The sequence below is a fragment of the Deinococcus yavapaiensis KR-236 genome, from assembly GCF_003217515.1.
In the GTDB taxonomy this organism is placed as follows: domain Bacteria; phylum Deinococcota; class Deinococci; order Deinococcales; family Deinococcaceae; genus Deinococcus_A; species Deinococcus_A yavapaiensis.
The window spans coordinates 75,732-96,522 of sequence record NZ_QJSX01000001.1 but is presented as its reverse complement, the minus strand read 5'-3'; the positions used below and the strand labels follow the sequence as shown (position 1 = coordinate 96,522).

General features: G+C 67.3%; 22 protein-coding genes. 6 read left to right on the top strand and 16 right to left on the bottom strand.

What is annotated here, in order from left to right; translation table 11 throughout:
• Positions 1–8: 8 nt before the first annotated feature.
• The 9 genes from murG to ald form a co-directional block, all read right to left on the bottom strand.
• A complete protein-coding gene (murG, locus tag DES52_RS00465; protein ID WP_110884803.1) occupies positions 9–1,121 on the bottom strand; it encodes an undecaprenyldiphospho-muramoylpentapeptide beta-N-acetylglucosaminyltransferase in 1,113 nt (370 codons plus the stop codon).
• Between the two features lie 112 nt (positions 1,122–1,233).
• On the bottom strand, positions 1,234–2,364 hold the full coding sequence (locus tag DES52_RS00460) for an FtsW/RodA/SpoVE family cell cycle protein (protein WP_110884802.1): 1,131 nt from the start codon (positions 2,362–2,364) through the stop codon (positions 1,234–1,236).
• A complete protein-coding gene (murD, locus tag DES52_RS00455; protein ID WP_110884801.1) occupies positions 2,361–3,650 on the bottom strand; it encodes a UDP-N-acetylmuramoyl-L-alanine--D-glutamate ligase in 1,290 nt (429 codons plus the stop codon). Before murD ends, DES52_RS00460 begins: the two co-directional genes overlap by 4 nt.
• Positions 3,651–3,703: 53 nt before the next feature.
• Entirely contained in the window at positions 3,704–4,612 is a 909-nt protein-coding gene (locus DES52_RS00450) for a phospho-N-acetylmuramoyl-pentapeptide-transferase (RefSeq protein WP_245900535.1), read from the bottom strand.
• Positions 4,613–4,646: 34 nt separating this feature from the next.
• Positions 4,647–5,402, bottom strand: a complete 756-nt coding sequence (locus DES52_RS00445; RefSeq protein ID WP_245900533.1) for a hypothetical protein — start codon at positions 5,400–5,402, stop codon at positions 4,647–4,649.
• Positions 5,389–6,633 carry a UDP-N-acetylmuramoyl-tripeptide--D-alanyl-D-alanine ligase gene (locus tag DES52_RS00440; RefSeq protein WP_110884800.1) on the bottom strand — a complete coding sequence of 415 codons (1,245 nt, stop codon included), beginning with the start codon at positions 6,631–6,633 and terminating at the stop codon, positions 5,389–5,391. The genes DES52_RS00445 and DES52_RS00440 overlap by 14 nt, the downstream gene beginning before the upstream one ends.
• 333 nt (positions 6,634–6,966) lie before the next feature.
• Positions 6,967–8,544, bottom strand: a complete 1,578-nt coding sequence (locus DES52_RS00435) for a DAK2 domain-containing protein (protein WP_110884799.1) — start codon at positions 8,542–8,544, stop codon at positions 6,967–6,969.
• Entirely contained in the window at positions 8,537–8,869 is a 333-nt protein-coding gene (locus tag DES52_RS00430; RefSeq protein WP_110884798.1) for an Asp23/Gls24 family envelope stress response protein, read from the bottom strand. Before DES52_RS00430 ends, DES52_RS00435 begins: the two co-directional genes overlap by 8 nt.
• Before the next feature lie 164 nt (positions 8,870–9,033).
• Positions 9,034–10,140 carry an alanine dehydrogenase gene (gene ald / locus DES52_RS00425; protein ID WP_110884797.1) on the bottom strand — a complete coding sequence of 369 codons (1,107 nt, stop codon included), beginning with the start codon at positions 10,138–10,140 and terminating at the stop codon, positions 9,034–9,036.
• Between the two features lie 110 nt (positions 10,141–10,250).
• Here ald and DES52_RS00420 point away from each other — a divergent pair, with 110 nt between their 5' ends.
• Entirely contained in the window at positions 10,251–10,721 is a 471-nt protein-coding gene (locus DES52_RS00420) for an Lrp/AsnC family transcriptional regulator (RefSeq protein ID WP_110884796.1), read from the top strand.
• Positions 10,722–10,728: 7 nt separating this feature from the next.
• Here DES52_RS00420 and truB read toward each other — a convergent pair whose 3' ends face one another.
• Positions 10,729–11,628: a tRNA pseudouridine(55) synthase TruB gene (truB, locus tag DES52_RS00415; protein WP_110884795.1), complete on the bottom strand. Its 900-nt coding sequence runs from the start codon at positions 11,626–11,628 to the stop codon at positions 10,729–10,731.
• Positions 11,629–11,668: 40 nt separating this feature from the next.
• On the opposite strand from truB, the gene DES52_RS00410 reads away from it, so the two are divergent.
• From DES52_RS00410 to DES52_RS00400, 3 genes are all read left to right on the top strand, one after another.
• The gene (locus DES52_RS00410) at positions 11,669–12,037 is read left to right on the top strand and encodes a hypothetical protein (protein WP_110884794.1); all 369 of its coding nucleotides are present in this window, start codon (positions 11,669–11,671) and stop codon (positions 12,035–12,037) included.
• A complete protein-coding gene (locus tag DES52_RS00405; RefSeq protein ID WP_110884793.1) occupies positions 12,034–12,783 on the top strand; it encodes a pseudouridine synthase in 750 nt (249 codons plus the stop codon). Before DES52_RS00410 ends, DES52_RS00405 begins: the two co-directional genes overlap by 4 nt.
• A gap of 91 nt (positions 12,784–12,874) precedes the next feature.
• Positions 12,875–13,324, top strand: coding sequence for an organic hydroperoxide resistance protein (locus DES52_RS00400; RefSeq protein WP_110884792.1), 450 nt, complete (start codon positions 12,875–12,877; stop codon positions 13,322–13,324).
• A gap of 55 nt (positions 13,325–13,379) precedes the next feature.
• Here the strand turns inward: DES52_RS00400 and DES52_RS00395 are convergent, their stop codons facing one another.
• The 6 genes from DES52_RS00395 to DES52_RS00370 form a co-directional block, all read right to left on the bottom strand.
• Positions 13,380–14,489: a DUF58 domain-containing protein gene (locus DES52_RS00395; protein ID WP_245900531.1), complete on the bottom strand. Its 1,110-nt coding sequence runs from the start codon at positions 14,487–14,489 to the stop codon at positions 13,380–13,382.
• On the bottom strand, positions 14,486–15,439 hold the full coding sequence (locus tag DES52_RS00390; protein WP_110885154.1) for an AAA family ATPase: 954 nt from the start codon (positions 15,437–15,439) through the stop codon (positions 14,486–14,488). Before DES52_RS00390 ends, DES52_RS00395 begins: the two co-directional genes overlap by 4 nt.
• Positions 15,432–16,799, bottom strand: a complete 1,368-nt coding sequence (locus DES52_RS00385) for a DUF4129 domain-containing protein (protein ID WP_110884791.1) — start codon at positions 16,797–16,799, stop codon at positions 15,432–15,434. The genes DES52_RS00390 and DES52_RS00385 overlap by 8 nt, the downstream gene beginning before the upstream one ends.
• Complete coding sequence (locus tag DES52_RS00380; RefSeq protein WP_110884790.1) at positions 16,796–17,851, bottom strand: DUF4129 domain-containing protein; 1,056 nt, start codon at positions 17,849–17,851, stop codon at positions 16,796–16,798. The genes DES52_RS00385 and DES52_RS00380 overlap by 4 nt, the downstream gene beginning before the upstream one ends.
• A 91-nt stretch (positions 17,852–17,942) precedes the next feature.
• On the bottom strand, positions 17,943–18,653 hold the full coding sequence (locus tag DES52_RS00375; protein ID WP_110884789.1) for a tetratricopeptide repeat protein: 711 nt from the start codon (positions 18,651–18,653) through the stop codon (positions 17,943–17,945).
• A 69-nt stretch (positions 18,654–18,722) separates the two neighbouring features.
• The gene (locus DES52_RS00370; protein ID WP_110884788.1) at positions 18,723–19,643 is read right to left on the bottom strand and encodes a DUF1517 domain-containing protein; all 921 of its coding nucleotides are present in this window, start codon (positions 19,641–19,643) and stop codon (positions 18,723–18,725) included.
• 85 nt (positions 19,644–19,728) lie between these two features.
• On the opposite strand from DES52_RS00370, the gene DES52_RS00365 reads away from it, so the two are divergent.
• Together DES52_RS00365 and DES52_RS00360 are read left to right on the top strand one after the other, a co-directional pair.
• Positions 19,729–20,073 (top strand): hypothetical protein, encoded by a 345-nt coding sequence (locus DES52_RS00365; RefSeq protein WP_110884787.1) that lies wholly within the window; start codon positions 19,729–19,731, stop codon positions 20,071–20,073.
• A 60-nt stretch (positions 20,074–20,133) separates the two neighbouring features.
• Complete coding sequence (locus DES52_RS00360; RefSeq protein ID WP_110884786.1) at positions 20,134–20,757, top strand: hypothetical protein; 624 nt, start codon at positions 20,134–20,136, stop codon at positions 20,755–20,757.
• Positions 20,758–20,791 lie beyond the last annotated feature (34 nt).

Below are 20,791 nucleotides of genomic sequence, written 5' to 3'. Positions count from 1 at the left end.
ATTCGTTGTCATGCGAGGCCTTGGGAAGAACGAAGAGGAGACGAGGAGCCGATGGCCTGAACGACGAGGTCGGCGAGCTTCTGCGGCGCGCCCGACGAAGACCGAGCGAGCGCGGCGGCGTGCATTCCCGCGCGCACGTCGGCCGCGAGGCACTGCAGCACGACCGAGCCGAGGTCGCGCCCGAGGTGCGCTTCCTCCACGACACGTCCCGCGCCCGCCGCTTCCACGCTGCGCGCGTTGAACAGCTGGTGATTCTCCGCGCTCGAAGGCAGAGGCACCATCACGAGGGGCACGCCGTGAAAGGCCGCCTCGGCGAGGGTGCCGGTGCCGGAACGGCAAATCGCGAGGTCGGCCGCCGCCCATGCCGCGACCGCGTCCACGAAGCCCGACGTCTTGTACCACGTCAGGTGCTTCGTCGCCGCCGACACGCGGCCGATCCAGCGCGTTCCCGTGGAGTGAAGCACTTGCACCGAGCCGCGCGCCCACAATCCTTCCACGCCGAACAGCCCTTCGAGCACGCCGGGGACTTGGTCGTTGAGGGCGAGACTGCCTTGCGAACCGCCCGTCACGTAGATCGTCAAGGGACCGTCTTGCAAGCCGAGCTTGCGCAACGCCTGGGCGCGCTGCACGCGATCTTCGCGCACGGGCATTCCGACGAGAACGCCGCGCCCTTCCGAGAGCCCCTTGACGTCGGGGTACGCGGTCGCGACGAACTTGGCTCGCCGCAGCGCGAGGCGTTGCGTCAGGCCCAGGCGGGCGTTTTGCTCGTGCAGCACCGTGGGAATGCCGAGCGCCTGCGCGCCGAGCACGCCCGGCAAGCTCGCGAAGCCGCCGAAGCCCACGACGCACCCGGGACGCGCTTTGCGCAGAAACGAGCGCGCTTCCCGAAAGCCTTTGATGGCGCGCAGCACTTCTCGTGGATCCGGTTTGGAACGCGCGAGCTTCCCGGCGCTCACCCCGACGAACGGCAAGTTCGCCTCGCCCGCGATGCGCTCCTCCATGCCGCCCCGCTGACCGAGCAGGGTCACCTCTAAGCCTCGCGCTCGCAACTCACGCGCGAGCGCGACCGCCGGAAAGATGTGCCCTCCGGTGCCTCCCGTGGCGAGGACGACATGACTCACGGCGCCCCTCGAATCGAGGAACGCCGTGTCGAAGGAACGAGCCTGAAACGCTTCACATTGCGGAGTGTAGCGCGTGCACGCGCTTCACGTCATGACAATTTCCGTCTCATCCTCAGTCCGCCGGAGCGGGAACGGGCTCGAACTTCCGCTCCTTCTTTCCGCTCTTCGTGAGGCCGAGGTGCGCGTGAATCTCGCGAATCGACGAGTGCATCACGGCGAGCGCGACGCTCTTGGACAACAAACTCGAAAAGCCGTAGCTCACGAGCGACAACGGCACGCCCGTCACCGGAAAAAGCCCGACGGCCACGGCGAGATTCACGAACGCCTGCGCCACGATCATGAACATCGCGCCGACCGCCATGATGCTCGCCGCGTGAATCTCGGGCGTCATCGGCCGTATTCGCCCCGCGAGCTCGGCCACGCTGAGACCGCTTTGTACGATCAACCAGTACGCGAAGATCACCGTCACGACGCCCAGCAGACCCGTGCTGAACGCCACGGACGCGATCACCATGTCCGTGTGTCCTGCCGGAAGGCTGTACTTCGGACCGTCAGGCCCACGACCGTACAAGCCGCCTTGCGTCATGTCGCGGTGCGCGAGATCGATTTGCGTGGCCTCCTTCGTGTTCGTGTCCTTCAGTTCGGCCACGTGTCCGAAGAACCGCTCGGTGATATACGGATGGCGCTCCAGGTAGTTCGACGCGAACGGCAACGCCAGCAACCCCAGGGCCGCCACGAATCCGCCGATGGACGTGAACTTCACGCCGGCGGCGAACATCAGCACGAGGCCCAGCGAGAAGATCAGCACGGTGGAGCCGACGTCGGGCTCTACGAGCACGAGGACGGTGGACAGCATGATCATCGCCGTCGCGCTGATGAGCTTCTTCGCGACGCCGCGCCGCGCGAAGAACGACGCGAGCTGCAGCACGAGCGCGAGCTTGATGAACTCCGACGGCTGGAAGCGCAACGGCCCGCCGAAGTCCAGCCAACGCTTCCCGCCGCCCCACTCGCCGCCCTCCCCGACGAACAACACGAGGATCAGCAGCGCGATGCACACGAGAAATCCGAGCAGGGCGACCGACGTGAAGAACTTCGGCTTGAACCTCGACAGCAAAAACGTCAAACCCAGCGCGAGGACCGCCTTCGATCCGTGATCGACGATGAGGTCGGGCCGCGCCGTGCCCACCCCGATCACGCCGAGAACCAGCAGGAGCACCTGGGCGAGCACGAGTTGCAAGCTCACGCGCCCACCTCCAAAGCGACTTGCCGCGCCGCGCGCTTGAACGCTTCGCCGCGCGCCTTGTAGTCCTTGTACAAGTCGAAGCTCGTCCCGATCGGGGCGAGCAGCACCGTACCCGCGCCGCCCAACGCCTCGAACGCGACTTGCACGGCCTCCCGCATCGCCGCCTCGCCGTCGCGCGCCGTCACGAGCTTCATCGGAACGCTCGCGTGCTCGTGGAAGTACGACGCGAACTTCTCGCCGTCCTCGCCGAACCCTACCGTGACGCTCACTTTCTCACGAGCGACGTCTACGAGTTCCGCGAGGTCCGCGCCCTTGTCTCGCCCGCCCACGATCCACGCGACGGGAGCGGCCGAGCGCTGCAACGCCGCGCGCACCGCGAGGCCGCGCGTCGCGATCGAGTCCTCGACGAAGCGCACGCCGCCTCGGCGCGCGACCGTCTCGAATCGCCCCGCGACCGGCCGAGCCGCGAGCAGGCCGTCTCGCAAGGCCGCGACGTCCACGGCGCGGCCGAGGCGCTTCAGGGCCGCTTCCACCGCGAGGACCGCCGCCGCCGCGTTCGCGGGATGATGTTCTTCGGGAAGCTCGCCGCCCTTCAGCACCTCGCGACCGTCCGAAAGCGCGATCCGGTCGTTGGAGAAGCGCGCGACCGCCGCGTTCGTCGGAACGTGCAGCCCCTCGGGCAGCACCAAGACGTCCGTCGGTCCTTGCGTCCGCGTGATGTTGCGCTTCGCCGCGTGGTACGCCTCGACGCTGCCGTGGCGGTCCAAGTGGTCCACGCCGAGGTTCGTCACGACGGCGACGATGGGCCGAAAGGACGCCACGCGCTCGAGTTGAAAGCTCGACAGTTCCGCGACGGCCACCTCGGCGTCGTCTATCACGTCCAGCAGCGGTGGATCGAAGTTTCCGCCGAGCGGAGCCTTCACGCCGACGTGGGTCAAGAGTTGCGACACGAGGCTCGACGTGCCGCCCTTGCCAGCCGTGCCCGTGATTCCGACGATCGGCGCGGATCGAAACCGAAAAGCGACTTCCGCCTCGCCGATCACCTCCACGTCGTTTTCCCGCAACCGCCTCAAGTCCGGGTGATCGATCGGTACGCCCGGCGCGGCGACCACGAAGTCGTACCGCGCCTCCACGCTTCCACGCCGAAAACCGAACTCGTCCATGAGGGCGAGATCCTCCGCGGTCGGCTTCGCGTCCAGCCACGACGCCGACCATCCTTGGCGGCGCGCGAATCGCGCCGCGCCACGCCCGCTGCGCCCCAGGCCGTAAATCAGTATGTCCGCCATGCCGAAGACAGTCTAAAGGCGCGGCGAGCGCCGATGGATGGGAACCGCGTGCTTCAGCGCGCCAAGGTCCATACGAGACCGCATGCCACGGCGGTCACCAGCCAAAAGCGGACCGTCACCTTCGACTCGGGCCAGCCCGACAACTCGAAGTGATGGTGGATCGGCGACATCTTGAACAGCCGCTTGCCGCCCGTGCGACGAAAGTACACGACTTGCAGCACGACGCTCAGAACCGCCACGACCGGAATGAGCGCCGCGATGGGCAGGTACCACGTCCAGTCGTTCATCACGTAAGCGCCCGCCACGAGCCCGCCGATGGCGTGCGACCCCATGTCACCCATGAACACCCGCGCGGGGTGGTGATTGAACCACATGAAACCGAGGAGAGCGCCGATCATGAGGCTAGCCAAGGGTGTCACGCCGAGCAACGGCAGTAGCACGATGATCGTGACGCCCGCCAGCAAACCGTCGAGCCCGTCGGTGAAGTTGAAGGCGTTCACGGAGCCCACCATCACGAGCGTCCACAAGCCGATGTCGAACCACGCTCCCGGACTGCCTGGCACTTGCGCGCCGAGGCGCCAAGCGAAGTACGCGAACGCGCCTCCGACGAGGAACTGCAACGGGAACTTTTCGCGGGCGAGCAACTCTTTCTTGCCGCCGCCCACCATGCGCGAGCGGATCTTGAGCAAGTCGTCCACGAGACCGATGAAGCCCATCCCGAGCGCGGTCAGCATCACCGTGAGGTCACGGTCTGACACGTCGTAACGCACGAAGATCCAAGCGAACACGACCGAGAGGGCCACGACGAAGGCGATGCCGCCCGCCGTCGGTGTTCCCGCCTTCGACAAGTGCGATTGCGGCCCGTCCGAACGAATGGGCTGCCCCCAACCGCGCGCCTTCGACACACGGACGAACAGACCGACGAGAAACCAAGAGAGAAGCGCGGTCGCGATCAAGACCACGACCTACCGAAGAGCAAGCTACCGAAAGAATCGTTCACCGATCGACCTCCGATAGATCGTAGCGGAAAACCCGCAGCCGTCCACTCTCCCCGATCGTCACCACGAACTCCGCGACGAGGCCCGCCACGCCCGGCTCGTGCGGCACACCGGCGCGCACGACGCCCGCCGCGTCGAGGCGCTCCAAACGCCCGTTCGCGATTCGGTACGAACCGCTCGCTCCGAACACCGTCGGAAACAGCGTCGAGACCGCTCCCGCCGAAGTCGCCGCCAAGAAAGGCCCGCGCGCCGAGGCGTCCACCACGACCGCCGCCGAACCCACGCGCAGCACGCGCCCACCTTGCAAGGCGTAGTCGAAGCCATCTCCTCCCGTCACGACCGCGCTCGGCGTGCCGATGAGGCCGCCCGTGGGCTCGCCCGAGTACGTCACGGCGCTGCCGTCCTCGCGGTACACGCGCGTCGCGCTGAGCAGCACCACGCGACCTGCCCGCACCGAGTCGGGTCGGCCCGTCACCTTCCTCACCACGCCCGACAGGGGAGAGGCGATCCAAGCGTCACCCGCCACCCACGCCACGTCATTCACCCCGCTCGGCACCACGCCTTGCGGACGAAAGTCGGGTGCGAGCGCGATGAAGGCGCCGCCGCCCTGCGTCCAGATCACCCCGAGATTCGAGAACGCGGCGCGCACCGGCCCGCGACTCGACGTCCCGGTCCCGGCGTTCGTCGCGCTCGGCGCGCACCCCGCGAGGGCGAGCAGTACCGAGACGATCGCCAGCACGTCACGCCAGCGCACGCTGACGCTCCTTCAACGCTTCCACCACGACGTCCAGACCGACGCCTCGCGACGCCTTCACGAGCACCACGTCTCCCGCGCGCACCTCTGCCAGCAACGCCTCGATCAACGCCTCACGCGAATCGAAAGAGCGCTCGGCCAGCAGCGCCCCGAATTCGCCCACGCCGAACGTCAGGTGCGCTTTCGACCGCGCGTACTCGCCGACTTCCCGGTGCAACTTCGGCGCGGTCGGCCCGAGTTCCAGCGCGTCCCCCAGCACCGCGATTCGGCGGCCTTCACGCACCGCAAGCGCGTCGAGCGCGGCGCGCATCGACGTCGGCGCCGCGTTGTAGGCGTCGTCGATGATCGTGAACGCCCCTGGAAGCACGCGGTTGCGTCCGCCGGGCACGTTCGCGCGCCCGATTCGCGTTGCCGCCGCCGACAAGTCCAACTGGTGCATCTCCGCGAGGATCATGCCCAGCAGCGCCGCCTCCGCCTCCGGTCGGCGACCGTTGGGAACTTGAACGTCCACGCCGCGAAACGAGAACGTCGCGCCGCTCGGCGACACCTGCAACGCCTCGCCGCGAAATGACGCCGCCTGCCCGAAGCCATAAGATGGCACGCCCGGATACCACTCCGCCGCCGCCGCCTCGCCGACGAGCTTGCCTGGCGCTTCGAGGATCACGCCCTTTTCTCGCGCGATCACCGCGCGAGAACCGAACGCCTCGAGGTGAGATTCGCCGATCACCGTCACCACACCCACGCTCGGCGCCACGAGGTCGACGAGTTCGCGCATCTCCCCGACGCGGTCGATGCCCATCTCCATCACGAGCGGCTCGCGGCTTTCCCCGTGCTCGAGTAAGAAGCACGCGATCGCGTTGAGGGTGTTGAGGTTGCCGGGCGTCGTCACACCGCCCAGTCCCGCCGCCGCGAACGTCTTGGCGGTCGTTTTCCCGACACTGCCCGTGACGCCGACCACGGGAACTCCGAGTCGGTCGCGGGTCGCCCTCGCCCATTGCCGTAGGGCCGTCGTCGCGTCGTCTACTTTCACGCCTCGCTCCACGTCCAAGTTCGAGAGGATGAACGGGGCGCCTCGGTCGAGGGCCTGGGAGATGAACGCGTTGCCGTGCATGCGTTCTCCGGCGAGGGCGGCGAACGCGGTGGCCTCGTCGACGAGGCGCGAGTCCCAAGTGATGCGCTGGGCAGGCCGGGCGTCGGGATGGGCGGTGGAGAAGATGTTGGGGTCGATCATGAAGCTCCTTGATTGAATCAGGCCGTGCATCTGGTCATGGCAGAAGGCCGGGAAGGAGCCGAACTCTGGACTCGGCCTGCCCTGCCAGGAACTGGGTCTCGTCGTGTCGCGGCCGGCCCGGGAGTGTCGATGACGAGGAACGCCGATTGGACGGGTGGATCGGGCGAGCAGCGAGAAGGCAAGCTCCTCGTGGCGTTCCCATGGGCACGCGTTCTCCGACCGGTCCGGTGCAACTTGAGCCCCCCGATCCCTGCAAGGGTCGGGGGGTTGGGAGTGGGGGCGGGCCCTGGCGAGCTCACGAGCTGTGCTTCGGCTCCGACCACCCACGCCACCTCACTCCAACGTCACGAGGTAATCGTACAAATCAGGGCCGCCCGGATGCGATTCGACTTCGACTTCCGGCAACTCCTCGCCGATCCGAGCTTTCAGGGCGTCGACTCGTTCCGCCGTCACTTGCGGTCCGCTGAAGATCGTCACGATCTCCTGACCTTCAAACGCCGCTTGCAGCATCGCCACAACGGCGTCCTCCGACGAGCCGCCCGCGTGCACGAGCTCGTCGTCGCGCAAGCCGATGACGTCTCCTTCGTTGATGTCCAGGCCGCCGATGCTGGTGGTTCGGCTGGCGCGCGTCACCTCCAGGGTCGTGACGCGCTTCGCCGCTTCCTCCATGGCGGACACGAGATCCTCGGCGGTCGCTTCCGCCGTGAACGCCAAGGCGGCGCCGATGCCTTGCCCCAGGGTGCGCGTCGGCACGACGACGGCCTTGTCACCGAGAAGCTCGACGGCCTTGCCCGCGGCGAGCAGGATGTTCTTGTTGTTCGGCAAGACGATGACCTTGTCGGCGCTGACGGACCGTACGGCGTCGACGATGTCCTGCACGCTGGGATTTTGCGTTTGCCCGCCCGAGACGATACGGGCGCCGAGCGAGCGGAAGAGCTTCACGAGTCCGTAGCCGCTCGCGACGGCGACGAGGCCCGACTGGGGAACCTCCTCCTCGGCGCGGCTCGCGGCGCCCGCCATCGCGAGAATCTCGGTGTGCTGCTCGCTCATGTCCTCGACTTTCGTGCGCATCATGCGGCCGTGGCGTCCGACCGTGGCGAGTAGGTCGTCGGGTTCGTTCGTGTGGATGTGGCCCTTGACGTATCCTTCCGCGCCGACGACGAGCAGCGAGTCGCCGAACGGCGCGACGAGTTCGCGAATCTGCTCGATGGGCATGGTGGCGTCGGCCATGAGGAACTCGGTGCAGTAACCGAACTCTTCGGTTTCGAACTGCTCGCCCGCGTACGACTCGACTTTCGGAGCCTCGGGCAACTCTCGGCCCTCGAGGTGGCCGAGCATGCCTTCGATGACGTACAGGTAGCCTTGCCCGCCCGAGTCGACGACGCCCGCCTGCTTGAGCGCCGGGAGCTGCTCGGGAGTGCGCGCCAGGGCCTCGCGACCCGCGTGCAGAGCGTTTTGCAGGACTTCCGTGACGGTACCGCCGCGCGCGCCCTTCGCGGTTTCGCGGGCGACCGTGAGGATCGTGCCTTCGACAGGCTTCATGACCGCGCCGTACCCGCTTTTCTGCGCGGCTTCGAGGGCGTGCGTGAGCTGCTGCGCGGACACGTCGCGCAAGTCGCGAATGGCTTCGGAGAAGCCTTTGAGAAGCTGGCTGAGAATCACGCCCGAATTGCCGCGCGCGCCGAGGAGGGCGCCGTAGGAGATGGCGCGGGCGACGCTTCGCATGTCGTTCTCGTCGCAGGTGTCGAGTTCGCGGCGCACGCTTTGCATCGTGAGGTGCATGTTCGTGCCCGTGTCACCGTCCGGGACGGGGTAGACGTTGAGAGCGTTGACTTGCTCGCGGAACACGCCAAGCCAATCGGTGGCGTACCGCAAAGCTCCGGCGATTTGAGAAGCGCTGAGATTAGCCATGGCTGACTCCGACGGCGTGCACGCGCGTGGCCTTGAGGTCGATGCCCGCCATGGTCTTCACGGCGTGCTCCACGCGATCGGTGATGTTTCGGGCGACGGTGGGGATGTTCACGCCGTACGCCACGACGATGTAGAGGTCGGCGGTGAAGCGCCCGTCTTCCTTCGCGATGACGACGCCTTCGCGCGATTGCGCGCGGCCGAGAACCTTGAGAATGCCGTCTCGGAAGTTCGCGGGGGCCATGCCGACGACGCCTGGGACTTCGTGGGCCGTCAAGCCGATGAGAGAGGCGAGGGCCGCCTCCGTGATAATAATTTGTCCGTTCAAGAGGAACCCTCCAGGTTACAGGGCAGTATACAAAAGCGTATCGACGCTCATTTGTACCGAGTCGAAATAGTAGCAGGGGCGCCGAGAACGCGCCGCAGGTGGGTCGATCAAGGCGACGCCCCCTCCCGCTTGACGCGGGAGGGGGCGAACTGCGCCGAAGCGCCTTAGGCCAGCGCAGCTTCCGGCTCGACGCTTTCCAAGCCGAACGCTTCGCCGACGCCCGCGAACGTGAGCTTGCCGCCGCGCGTGTTCAGTCCCTTGCGCAGCGCTGCGGAGCGGGCGAGCGCGTCGAGGCCCTGGTCGGCGAGCATCGCCACGTACGGAAAGGTCGCGTTCGTGAGCGCGAAGGTGGACGTGCGCGGCACGGCGCCCGGCATGTTCGCCACGCCGTAGTGGATGACGCCGTCGATGGTGTACACCGGATCGTCGTGCGTGGTCGGCTTGATCGTCTCGACGCATCCGCCTTGGTCCACGGCGACGTCCACAATGACGCTGCCTTCTTGCATGAGGCTCAGCATGTCGCGCGTCACGAGGTGCGGGGCCTTCGCGCCCGGAATGAGCACGCCGCCGATCAGCAAGTCCGTCTCGGGCAGCAAGGCGCGGATGTTCGCCTCGGAGCTCATCATGGTGGTGAGACGCCCGAAGAACACGTCGTCGAGGTACGCGAGGCGCTTTTGGTTCACGTCGAGGACCGTCACCTTCGCGCCGAGGCCCATCGCCATCTTCGCGGCGTTCGTGCCGACGACGCCGCCGCCGATCACGAGAACGTGGCCGGGTTGAACGCCCGGCACGCCGCCGAGCAGGACGCCTCGCCCGCCGTTGGGTTTTTGCAGGTAGTACGCGCCCGCCTGCACGGCGAGGCGGCCTGCCACTTCGCTCATCGGGGTGAGCAGGGGCAGCGAACCGTCCTCGACTTGCACCGTTTCGTAGGCGACGCTCGTCGTGCCGCTTTCCAGCAGCCGCTCGGTGAGGGGGCGGTCGGCGGCGAGGTGCAGGTACGTGAAGAGCAGCAAGTCTTCGCGCAGAAAGCCGTACTCCGCCTCGATGGGCTCCTTGACCTTCACGACCATCTCGGCCGCCCACGCCTCGGCGGCCGTGCCCATGGAAGCGCCCGCCGCTTCGTACTCGCCGTCTTGAAAGCCCGACCCGATTCCCGCGCCGCGCTCCACGAGGACCGTGTGTCCTCGGCGGACGAGCGTGGCGACCCCACCGGGCGTGAGGGCGACGCGGTTCTCCTTGACCTTGATCTCTTTCGGCAAGCCAATTTTCATAAGTGAGACCAGGGTAGCAAAACGCTCGTTAGGTAGGATTGCGCCATTGCCCTCTCCACGCCTCCTTCGCGCAACAGAGTTGCCGAAGATAGCATATCCTTAGAGACATCATGGCCGAAGTCAGCCTCGACGCGATCGACCGTCGCATTCTCGACATCCTGCAGGAACGCGGCCGCATCCCCAACACGGAACTCGCCGACGAGATCGGCCTCACGCCCGCTCCTTGCCTTCGGCGCGTCAAACGTCTCGAAGACGAAGGCGTCATCTCACGGTACGTCGCGCTGCTCGACAAGCCCAGGGTCGGCCGTGACCTCACCGTGTTCGTGCACGTCACCCTCGACAAGCAGACGAAGCAAGGCTTCACGACCTTCGCCGAAAAGATGCGCGCCCGCCCAGAAGTGCTCGAGTGCTACTTCTGCCTCGGTGAATACGATTTCCTGCTGAAAGTCGTCGTCGGCGACCTCGAAACGTATCAGCGCTTCCTGGTCGACGTTCTCGCCGCCATGCCCGAAGTCAGCAAGACGAACTCCACCATCGCCGCCAAGGAAGAAAAGCACACGACGAAGCTGATTCTGGAGTGAGGGCTCCTCAGGCCCACGCCCGCACGACCCGCAACCGCTCTCCATCCCCGTCCACCACGGCGACGAGCGCTCCGTCGCACGTCACGATGTACCGACCCGTCAGAAGCGACTCGGGCTTCTTGCCGTCCCGCAAGGCCTTGGCAAGCCGCGCGTCCGCCTCGATGCGCGGCAAGTTCACCGCGTCGAGGTCGCCGTGCGGCGCGGCGCTCGCCAAATCGTCGAGTCCGCTCGCTTGCCGAAGGTGGAACTTCCCAGCGCGCGTTCGCACCAAGCCGGCGAGGTGGGCGGGCACGCCCAAGGCGGCTCCAATGTCGCGGGCGAGCGAGCGAATGTACGTGCCGCTTCCGACGCTCGCGCGCACGAGCAGGGTGGGGAAGGCCCCGAGCGCTTCTGGCAACGCGAACGTTCGGCCGTCGAGATTCCTCGGGCTGGCGTCCAAGTTCTCGAACACGCCGAGCAGGGCGAGGTCGTGAATCTCGACGTGACGAGCGGGCAAATCGAGCGTGCCGCCTTGACGGGCGACGTCGTACGCACGTCGCCCCCCGACTTGAAGGGCGCTGTACTGAGGCGGAACTTGCTGCTGCCGTCCCAGGAACCGACCGAGCACTTCACGTACGCGCATCTCGCTCGGTACGTCCACGCTCACCCGCTCCTCGATCGGTCCCTCTGCGTCCAAGGTCGGCGTGCTCGCGCCGAGACTGATCCACGCGAGGTAGTCCTTGGAGTCGTGCTCCATGAACTGCACGAGCTTCGTCGAGTCGTTCACGCACAAGACGAGCACGCCCGTCGCCAGCGGATCGAGAGTTCCCGTGTGTCCGACGCGCTTCGTGGACAGCGAACGGCGAGCGCGGCTCACGACGTCGTGAGAGGTGAGGCGAAGCGGCTTGTCGACGACGAAGATCGGCACGACCTGAGAGTAGCGCGTTCCGAGGCTTTACACTGACCGCGTGCTTCGCTTCGTGTTCTTTCTCAGCGCCGTCTTCTACCTCGTGGTGGGCGGCGCCTTGTATTTCCTTCCCGCGACGGGCGTCGCCGGAATCACGTTCTCGCCCGCGTGGCTTCCGAGGCTGGCGGGCGCCGTGCTCGTCGCTTGGGGTCTTCAACTCGCCGTTTCCTCGAGCCGCCCCTCGGTCGGATTCGTCACGGGACTCGTCGCGGGCAACCTCCTCGTCGCCGCGACCCTCGTGCCCGCCGTGTTGAGCGGCGCGCCTCTGTTCGGCGATTTGCCTTTGCTCGCGCCGCTCGTCGTAGCCGGCCTGCTCGCCGTACTCGCCGTGCTCGCCGTCGTGCTGCCCAAGGAGCGCACCCGCTTATGAGCGAACGATTGCAAAAGCGACTCGCGCGCCTCGGCGTGGCGAGTCGGCGCGCCGCCGAAGACCTCATTCGCGAAGGGCGCGTCACCGTCAACGGAATCGTCGCGACCCTCGGGGCGAGCGTCACGGACGCCGACGACGTGCGCGTCGACGGCCACCTTCTCGACACGCCCACGGGACAGCACACCACCTTCGCCTTGTACAAACCCAAGGGCGTCGTCACGACCGCGAAAGACGAACTGGGCCGCGCGGGCGTCCTCGACAAGATGCCGCGCGTGCCCGGCCTGCACCCCGTCGGACGTCTCGACCGCGACTCGGAGGGACTGCTGCTCCTCACCACGAACGGCGACCTCACCTTGCGCCTCACCCATCCGCGCTACGAACACGAAAAGCAGTACCGCGCGTGGACGGACGTCGATCTCGCCGACCGCGACCTCGAACGACTCGAGCGAGGCGTCGATCTCGACGATGGTCGCACCTCGCCCGCCGTGGTGGAGCGCGCCGCGGGCGGCTTGTATATCACCCTCCGCGAAGGCCGCAACCGACAAGTGCGCCGCATGGTCGAAGCGCTTGGCGCCGACGTCACGCGCCTTGTTCGCGTTCGCTTCGGAGGCTTGTGGCTCGGCGACCTCAGGCCCGGCGAGTTCGACGAACTTCACGCCGAGGATCTGAGCGCCCTCGAGACCATCGATCGCGCCTCGCCTCGCTGGCGCCGCGCCGAAGAGGACATGCACGCACGTTGGGACTGAACGGCGCGTGCATGAGCCGGCCCTGCGCAAGTCTTCAAACGGTGCGCATGCTGACCGACCGGGGCCGCGCCCGCACCTTACGCTCCAACGCATGAGCCAGACGACGCACAAGATCATCTTCCGCACCCGCGCCACCGCGCACGGCGGCCGCGCGGGACACATCGACACGCCCGACCATCACTTCGCCGCAAAACTCAGCGTTCCGCAAGAACTCGGTGGCGGTGGCGGCGTCGGGACGAACCCCGAGCAATTGTTCGCGGCAGGTTACGCCGCGTGCTTCCAAAGCGCCGTGGGGGCCGTCGCACGGCGCGACAAAGTCCAGCAGTTCGGAACGACCGAGGTCACGGCGGACGTGGGCCTCGCGCGCGACGACCTCGGGTACATGCTTGACGTGGAGTTGCACGTCAAACTGCCCGGGTTGCCTCGAGAGCAGGCGCAGCACGTGATGGAGGAGGCGCACAAGTTGTGCCCGTACAGCAGGGCCTTGCGCGGAAACGTGGAGGTGCGCTTGCACCTCGTGGAAGACGAGGGGCAGGCGTAACGAACGTTGGAGTCGAGACGCACCCCGCGAGGTGCGTCTCGGCTCGTCGCGTCGCCTATCCGCCCAACTTCAGCACGCTTTGATTTCCACGCAAAACGAACACCAGCACGCCACTTTCCGCCAGCACGCCGGCTCGCCGCTCCAACGCTCGAATCTCGTCAGGCGGCGCCGAGCGGATCGGACGGCCTTTCTCGCCGGGCTCCAAGTAGAACCCTTCGGGCAAGGCGACGATGACGACGCGGCTCGCGCCCGACCTCGCGCCGAGGGCTTCGCGCACGAGGTCGTCGGAAGCGGCGCCCGTGATGATGACGACGTTGCTGCCGAGCTTCGGCGGCGGAACGCGTTGCGGGCCCGTCTCGGCTTTCGCTTGGGCGAGCTTTCGCAGGGCGAGGCGAAGCGCTTCGGGTGTGTGACCCGTCTCGGTGGCGCCCGAAGCGTCGCTGACGCTGACGGGCAAGCCGAGGTCGAGCGCTTCGCCGACGAGGCTCGCCGCGAGACGCACGGCGCTCTCGACGTACGTGTCGTTGCCGTGCAAGTCCAGGTGGACTTGCAAGCTGCTGCTCGCCGTGCGTTCGAGTTCGCGAAGCATGAGTTCGCCCGAGCGGGCGGAAAGCTTCCACGAAATGCGCGAAGGGGCGTCGCCCGGCACGTAAGGGCGTGCGCCGCGCAAGCTCATGGGATCTTCGAGGCCGATGGTACGCGTCAAGTTACCTTCGCTGAGCAGGGGCCGCAGGAGGTTCGGAAGGACGAGGCCGTGCGTGCGCGGATAGACTTCGACGACCGAGCGCACGGGAAGCGTCACCGAGCGCCACTTCAAGCCGAACGGATCCGCCCACGCGAGCTTGACGTCTTGCCATTCGAAGACGCCTCGCCGATTCGCGGTGAGTTTCACGCGAAGCTCGTGCTCGCTGTCGCCGAGCAGCAAGCCGCCGAAGTCGACCGTGGCGTCGGGAACGATCGTTCGCGGCGGCGCGTCCTCCAAGTGAACGCGCGTCGGAAGCGAGGCGCGCACCCGCACGCGCACGGCGAGCTCCATGCTTTGATTGGCGAAGATGCTGCTCGGCAACGTCCGCGTGACGTCCACCTTCGGAGGGCGGCGGTAAAGCAGAAGCGTCGCCGTCACGATCAGCGCTAGGACGCCCAGCCACAGCAGGTACGTGATCAAGCGGTCGTCGCCTCGACGGGAACGGGCACTTGCCCGAGGACGTTGTCCACGACCTCGGCGGACGTGAGGCCGCGCAGCCTCGCTTCGGTGCGCAGCACGAGTCGGTGACCGAGGACGCTCGACGCGGCGCGCTTCACGTCGTCGGGGATGACGAAGCCGCGCCCCGCGAGCATCGAAAGGGCTTGCGCGACGCTTTGCAAGGCGAGGCTGGCGCGCGGTCCCGCGCCGAGGGCGAGGTCGGGGTGCTCGCGCGTCTTGGCGACGAGCCCGGCGATGTAGGCGCGCACTTCCGGCGCGACGTGCACGTGGCGCACCGCCGCGCGCCCCGCCTCGAGTTCCGCCGCGTCGCTCACGGGTCCGAGGCTCTCGATGGGATGGCGCTCTTGCAAGCGGCCGAGCATCTCGGCTTCCTCGACTTCGCTGGGATAACCGACGGAAAGCTTGACGAGGAAACGGTCGAGTTGAGCTTCGGGCAGCCGGAAGGTGCCTTCGTGCTCGATGGGGTTTTGCGTGGCGATCACCACGAACGGTTGCCGCAGGCGGTGCGTGACGCCGCTTTCCGTGACTTGCCCTTCGCCCATGGCTTCGAGCAGGGCGGACTGCGTCTTGGGAGTCGCGCGGTTGATCTCGTCGGCCAGGAGGACGCCCGTGAAGATCGGGCCGGGCACGAACTCGAAGGTGGCGGTCGCCGCGCGGTACACGCTGACGCCCGTGATGTCCGACGGCAGCAGGTCGGGCGTGAACTGCACGCGCTTGAACCCGAGCCCGAGGCTCACGGCGAGGGCGCGCGCCAGCATCGTCTTGCCCGTCCCGGGCGCGTCTTCCAACAAGAGGTGCCCGCCGCCGAGAATGCCCGCGAGGGCGAGGCGCGTGACGTCCTCCTTGCCCACGAGGACGCGGGCGACGTTGCCGAGAATACGGCTGGCGAAGTCGTTCGTGGAATTATTCATGTTGGTCATGCTGCTCCTTGAGGCGCTGTTCGAGGTCGCGTTGCTCCTCGAGGCGAGCGGTGATGCTGCGCGCCGCCCGCTCGGCCGTGTCGGCGTCCTGCTCGGTGAGGACGCCGCCGTACCGCACGGGTTCGTACAGCGAGGTGAGAACGGCGAGGTCGTTGGCCACGCCGGGATACGCGGAGGTCACGCGCGAAGCGAGTTCTTCAGGCGTCTCGTCCGCGCGACGTCCGAGGCCGAGGTGTTCGAGGGCGACGAGCAAGGCGCGGTACGCTTCGCGCACTCGGTGAAGCGGCGGGGGAATCACGGCGGCCGCGTCAGGTCCGTCGGCTTTGAGTTTGGCGACTTCGTCGTCGGCGCGCGAACGCAGGATCACGATCGTGAGGACGGTCAGCAGCACGATTCCGAGAAGCGTTCCGACGATTCCGAGCCAGCCGAGCGTCGCGAACAGCGCGTTCCAAGGCGGCGGTAGATGGCGCGCGCCGTCCACCGCCGAGGTCGTGAGGTTCGTTACCGCGTTCGCGCCGCTCGCCCTGCCCGCCGCTCCACGATTTTGCAGTCCGGCCCACGCGACGAGCATCGCGAGTCCGCCGACGAGCGCAACGACCGGCAAGGCGTCGCTCCAATGGGGTTTCGCGCCCAGCCGTCGTGCGCGCACACGCCACGTTTGCCAAGCGATCGCGAAGGCGAACAGGGCGAACGAGCACAGCAGCACGTTCACCAGGACGTCGAGGCCTGGGCCCGTCCGGTTTTGCGCCAAGACGGGCGGCGCGTCGTCCGCGCGCCTCGTCGTCGTCACGACGTTTCTCGAACTTGGCGCCGCGGCGGGTTCGGCGCGGCCGTTCGCGCTCGCCACCGGGGTCGGGCGGGCGAAGGACCAGGGAACGGGCCGCGGCAACGCGAACGCCAACAGCGTGACGGCCGCCGCCGCGACGCCGAGCGCGATCGCGGCGCGTGGCGCCGAAACGACCCGGACGCCACGCTGCTTGATGCCCCCGAGGCCCAGGCCGCCGAGCGCAAGTCCGAGCAGGCCAAGGGGAGTGGGCGTTGCCAGCCACACGGCCGCGAACAGCAGCAGGCCGCTTCGGCGACGCTCCTCGACCGCGTTGAGGCCGAAGTGCAACGCCAAGCCCACGAGGGCGAGCCGGATGAATTGATTCGCGGTCACCAAGAGGTCGGGCCAGGAAGCGAGCGCGCCGATCAGCGCGACGACAATGGGGGCGGTGACGGCGACGCGGCTCGCCGTCTCGGACGTTCGCACGCTCCACAGCAAGAGCGCCCACACGAACACCAGCCACCACGGCCCGTGTCCGTACGCCACGAGCGACGCTCCGATCACGGCGAGCCCCAGTAGCTTCACGCGTCGCCCTCCATGCTTCGCAAGGCGGCGCTGGCCGCGTCGAAGACGTCGCGCGACGGCACCTCGCCGTAGCGAACCTCGTGGTAAGCGCGGCTCAGGTCGTCGATCGCGCCGCTCCACGCCGGGTGGCGCGACTTGACACGCGCTTCGAACTCCAAGCTCGTCTCGTCCGCGCGCCGCGTGAAGCCCTCGGTGCGGGCGATGGCGAGAAAGCGGGCGTAGAGGCGCCTCACGCCTTCCGGCGACGGCGCGCTCGGCGGCGGCGCTTCTTCCAAGGTGGGCTTGGGTTTGGCGAATCGCAACTGCCAATCCTCCAAGGCGGTGCGAGAGTACGCGAACAGCGTCCACAAGAGCGCGGCGAGGCCGAGCAGCACGAAGATCACGACGAGGGCGTAGGCGGCGTTCGGTAGCCACGACAGCCACTGGGGTGGATTCGAGCGAATTTCGCTCGGCCATCCGAAGCGGAAGCCGGTGAAGGGCGACGCGGTACCGCCCGGATCGCGGTACGTCACGTCGACGCGGGCAAGCGACACGAGACCTCCGGCGAGACCGAGGGCGAGCACGCCGACCAGCAGCGGCCCGACGCCGCGAGGCACGACGAGCGCTCGGTCTTGACGCGCACGGTGGCCGACTTCCGCCGCGAGGAAAGCCGACGCGAGCAGCGCGCACAGCCCGACGCCGCTCGGAGCGCTGAGCCACACGACGCCGAGCGCTCCGAGGCCCCACGCGAAGCGGTTGGGCCGAGAACTCGTCACGATCCTCAAGCTCGACGACAACAGGTACCCGGTGATCGCGAAGCGCAGCACGAGCGTCGTCGCCGGGAACCAAGGAAGCGCTTCGTAGAAGGCCACGAACAAGCCGAGCAGCACGAACGCGAACTGCGCGACGTCGAGCGCGCGCACGTTTTTGCGCTCGTGCCACAGCAGCAAGCTGGTGACGGGCAAAATCCACAGCAGGGGAGGAGCGAACGCGCCCCACCACACGAGCGGCGCGACGACCACGAGGGCGGGCAGCGGAGCCGAGAGGACGTCGAAGGGACGACGAAGCACCATGAGTCGAGGGCAGCTTAGCGTAAAACCGACTTGCTGGAAGACGAGGGGGAAGGCATCATGCCTTCCCCCTCGTCTCGTGACTTGTCGCTCGTTACTTGAGGCTGGCGAGGAGCCGTTTCGCCGCGTCGAGGTCCCGCTGCTGCCAAAAGCCCTTCGCGTCGAGCTTCACGGCGCCTTCGAGAACCGCGATCGCCTTGGCCTTGTTCTTGTTGCGCGCGTTGGCGAGCTTCAACAAGGCGTTGGCATACTCGAAGCGGTGAGTGGGATTTTGAGGTTCGAGCGAGATGGCCTTCTCGAAGTTCGGCGCGACGTTGTTGGCGTTCGCGCCCGTCGGGAGCGTCGCGATGAGGCCCTTCGAGGCGAGCTCGGCGTTCCACAGGCCCAGCGCGACGTAGGCGCCCGCGAGGTTCTTGTCGAGGCGAAGGGCCGTTTCGAGCTCGTTCTTGACGCTTCCGGCGAGCCCGAGGCTTTCGATGATGCCTTTGTACTGCGCGAGGCGGCCTTGCGCGCGCGCGAGTTCGAAGTGCGCGTTGGCGTTGTTCTTGTCGGCGGCGATCGCCTTGTTCGCCAAGTTCACGGCGCGGTCGAACATTCCTTGACGGCTCGACTCGGCCGAGATGGACGCGCCGAGCGTGACGGCTTGTGCGGCCAGGGCGAGGCTATCGGACGTCGCGAGGTCTTCGCCCATCTCGGCCGCTTCGCGGAACTTTCCTTGGTCGAGCAACGCTTGAGCTTCGTTGAGGCTGGCCGCGAAACCCACGGTCGAAACCGCCAAGATGGCGGTCATGATCAGTTTGTGCATTTCGGGAGTATAGCTTACGTTTGCCCGTGGGGCGCAAGGGCGCGCCGCACCTTTGCGCGCGGACGTTCGTCACAAGCGAGACAACTTCGGGTACTTCATGATCGCCTCGTCTTCGCTGAGGAACTCGCCGGGCGCGTCGGGGCTCCACACGACCTCGGCGCGCACCAAGTCGCTCGGCGAGATGCCCGTGATGCCCAACAGGGCGTCGCGCGCCGCCGCCGCGTTCGCCGCGCCCTGCTGCGGCACGGTCGGAAGGGCGTAGGCGGCCACGGCGATCGTCACGGCGAGGTACAACCCGCCCTGCTTCGCTTGGTAGTCGCCTCGATGTTGAAAGCCCGTCGTGAGGCTGTTGTCTTGATAGTTGCTCGTCGTCTGCTCGGTGAAGGCGGCGCGCGCCTCGGTCGCCCAAGCCCCGACTCGCGAGGCGGCGCTCGTCGGATCGAGCCGCTGGTACTCGACGGCGCCGTACGTCCAGCGCTCGGGGTGGCGCAGCACGACGAGCGCCGCCTCGGCGAGCATGCGCGCGAGGCCCTCGTTCGAATCCGGATCGCCGCTGCGCGCCACTTGCTGAAGCGCGGCCTTCACCTCGTCCCCTTCCGTGAGGATGAGTTGCGCCTTCACCGCGTGCGCCGCTCCGCCGCCGGAAAGTCCGCCGCCGAGCGCGCCGCGCGAACCGCCCGAGAGGGCGCGGCGCATCGCCCCGAAGACGACGAACAGAATGACGATGACGAGAATCGTGCCGATGAGGCCGCCTCCGCCACCGCCGCCGCCGTAGAAGACCGGGACGCCGAATCCGAAGCCGCCTCCGCCGAAGCTTCCGCCGTAGCCTCCGTACCCACCGCCGTAACTCCCGCCTCCGCCGCCGAAGCTGCCCCCACCACTTCCGCCGCTGCTTCCCCCGCCGCTTCCGCCGAAGCCGCCGCCCGATTGAGCGAGGGCGATGCCGAGCAGCAAGGCGAGCAGCAGCACGATCCAATCGCGTCGTTTCATGCGGTCAGTTTATGCGTCTCGTCGGAAGCATGCGCGAAGCAATGGTTGAAGGTCGGGGCGCGGTGCGTGTTGCTAAAGTGACGGCATGATCATCGAGCTCAGTCCCGACGACTTCGACGCGTTTCTCGGTCGCCTGCGCCAGCGCGACGACCGCCTCGAGTTCGGCGAGCCCGCCAACAAAGACGAAGCGGTCAACGACTACGTCTTCAGCGGCCACGCCGAGGCGTTGCGCTCCGACAGCATCGACGGCGAGGTCATGGAAACCTTGGCGGACCTCGAACTCGAAGCGGACGGCGAGGACGAGGCGTGGGAGAAGATCAAGACGTGGTACCTGACGCGCGGTTGCGTCGTGCTGCGCGTCGAGGACGACGAGTACGTGCTCGCCGAGAACCTCGCGGAGCGCCTCGGCCTGCTGGGCGAGTCTTCCTGAACGAATGTGTCTGAAGGCTCACCTCACCTCATGAGAAACGGCCGCTTCTAGGCTGGCACTATGACGAAGCACCATGAAGTGGAAGTCGATTTGGAAACGAAGCGTGGCGGATCCTCCTTTTTGTCGCTCGCCCTGCTCGCCGGCGCCGCCGCCGCCGCGTACTACCTCATGAAGCCCGAAAACCGCGAGGCGCTCATGAACAAGGCGAACGAACTCGGCGTCGGCGACGCCGCCAAGAGCGTCGCGAGCGCCGCTACGAGCGGAGTCCAGAAAGTCAAGGAAGCCGTGGCGAGCAACGCCGACAACCTCCAAAAGACTGCGCAGGACGTGAAGAGCGCCGCCACGGAAGCGGTGGGCGACGTGAAGTCGGCCACGCAAGACGCCGCGAAGGACGTCGCCTCCCAAGCCAAGGACCAAATGCAGCAAGCGCAGGGCGACGTGCAACAAGCCGTCGACGAAGGCAAGCAGCAAGCCCAGACGGCCCTCGACGGAGCCAAAGACGCCGCCGACAAGACGCAGTCCACCGCTCAGCAAGTCGTGAGCGGCGGCCGTGACAAGGAACCCGCCGCCGACCTCAAGGAGAACATCCGCAAGGCGATGCGCGACGCACACAACCACGGCAAGGACGCGACCGACGACGTCAGGCAAGGCGCGACGGACGTCGCGAACGATCTCAAGAAGTAAACCGTGAAGCGAGGAGCCGACCGCGAACGCGGTC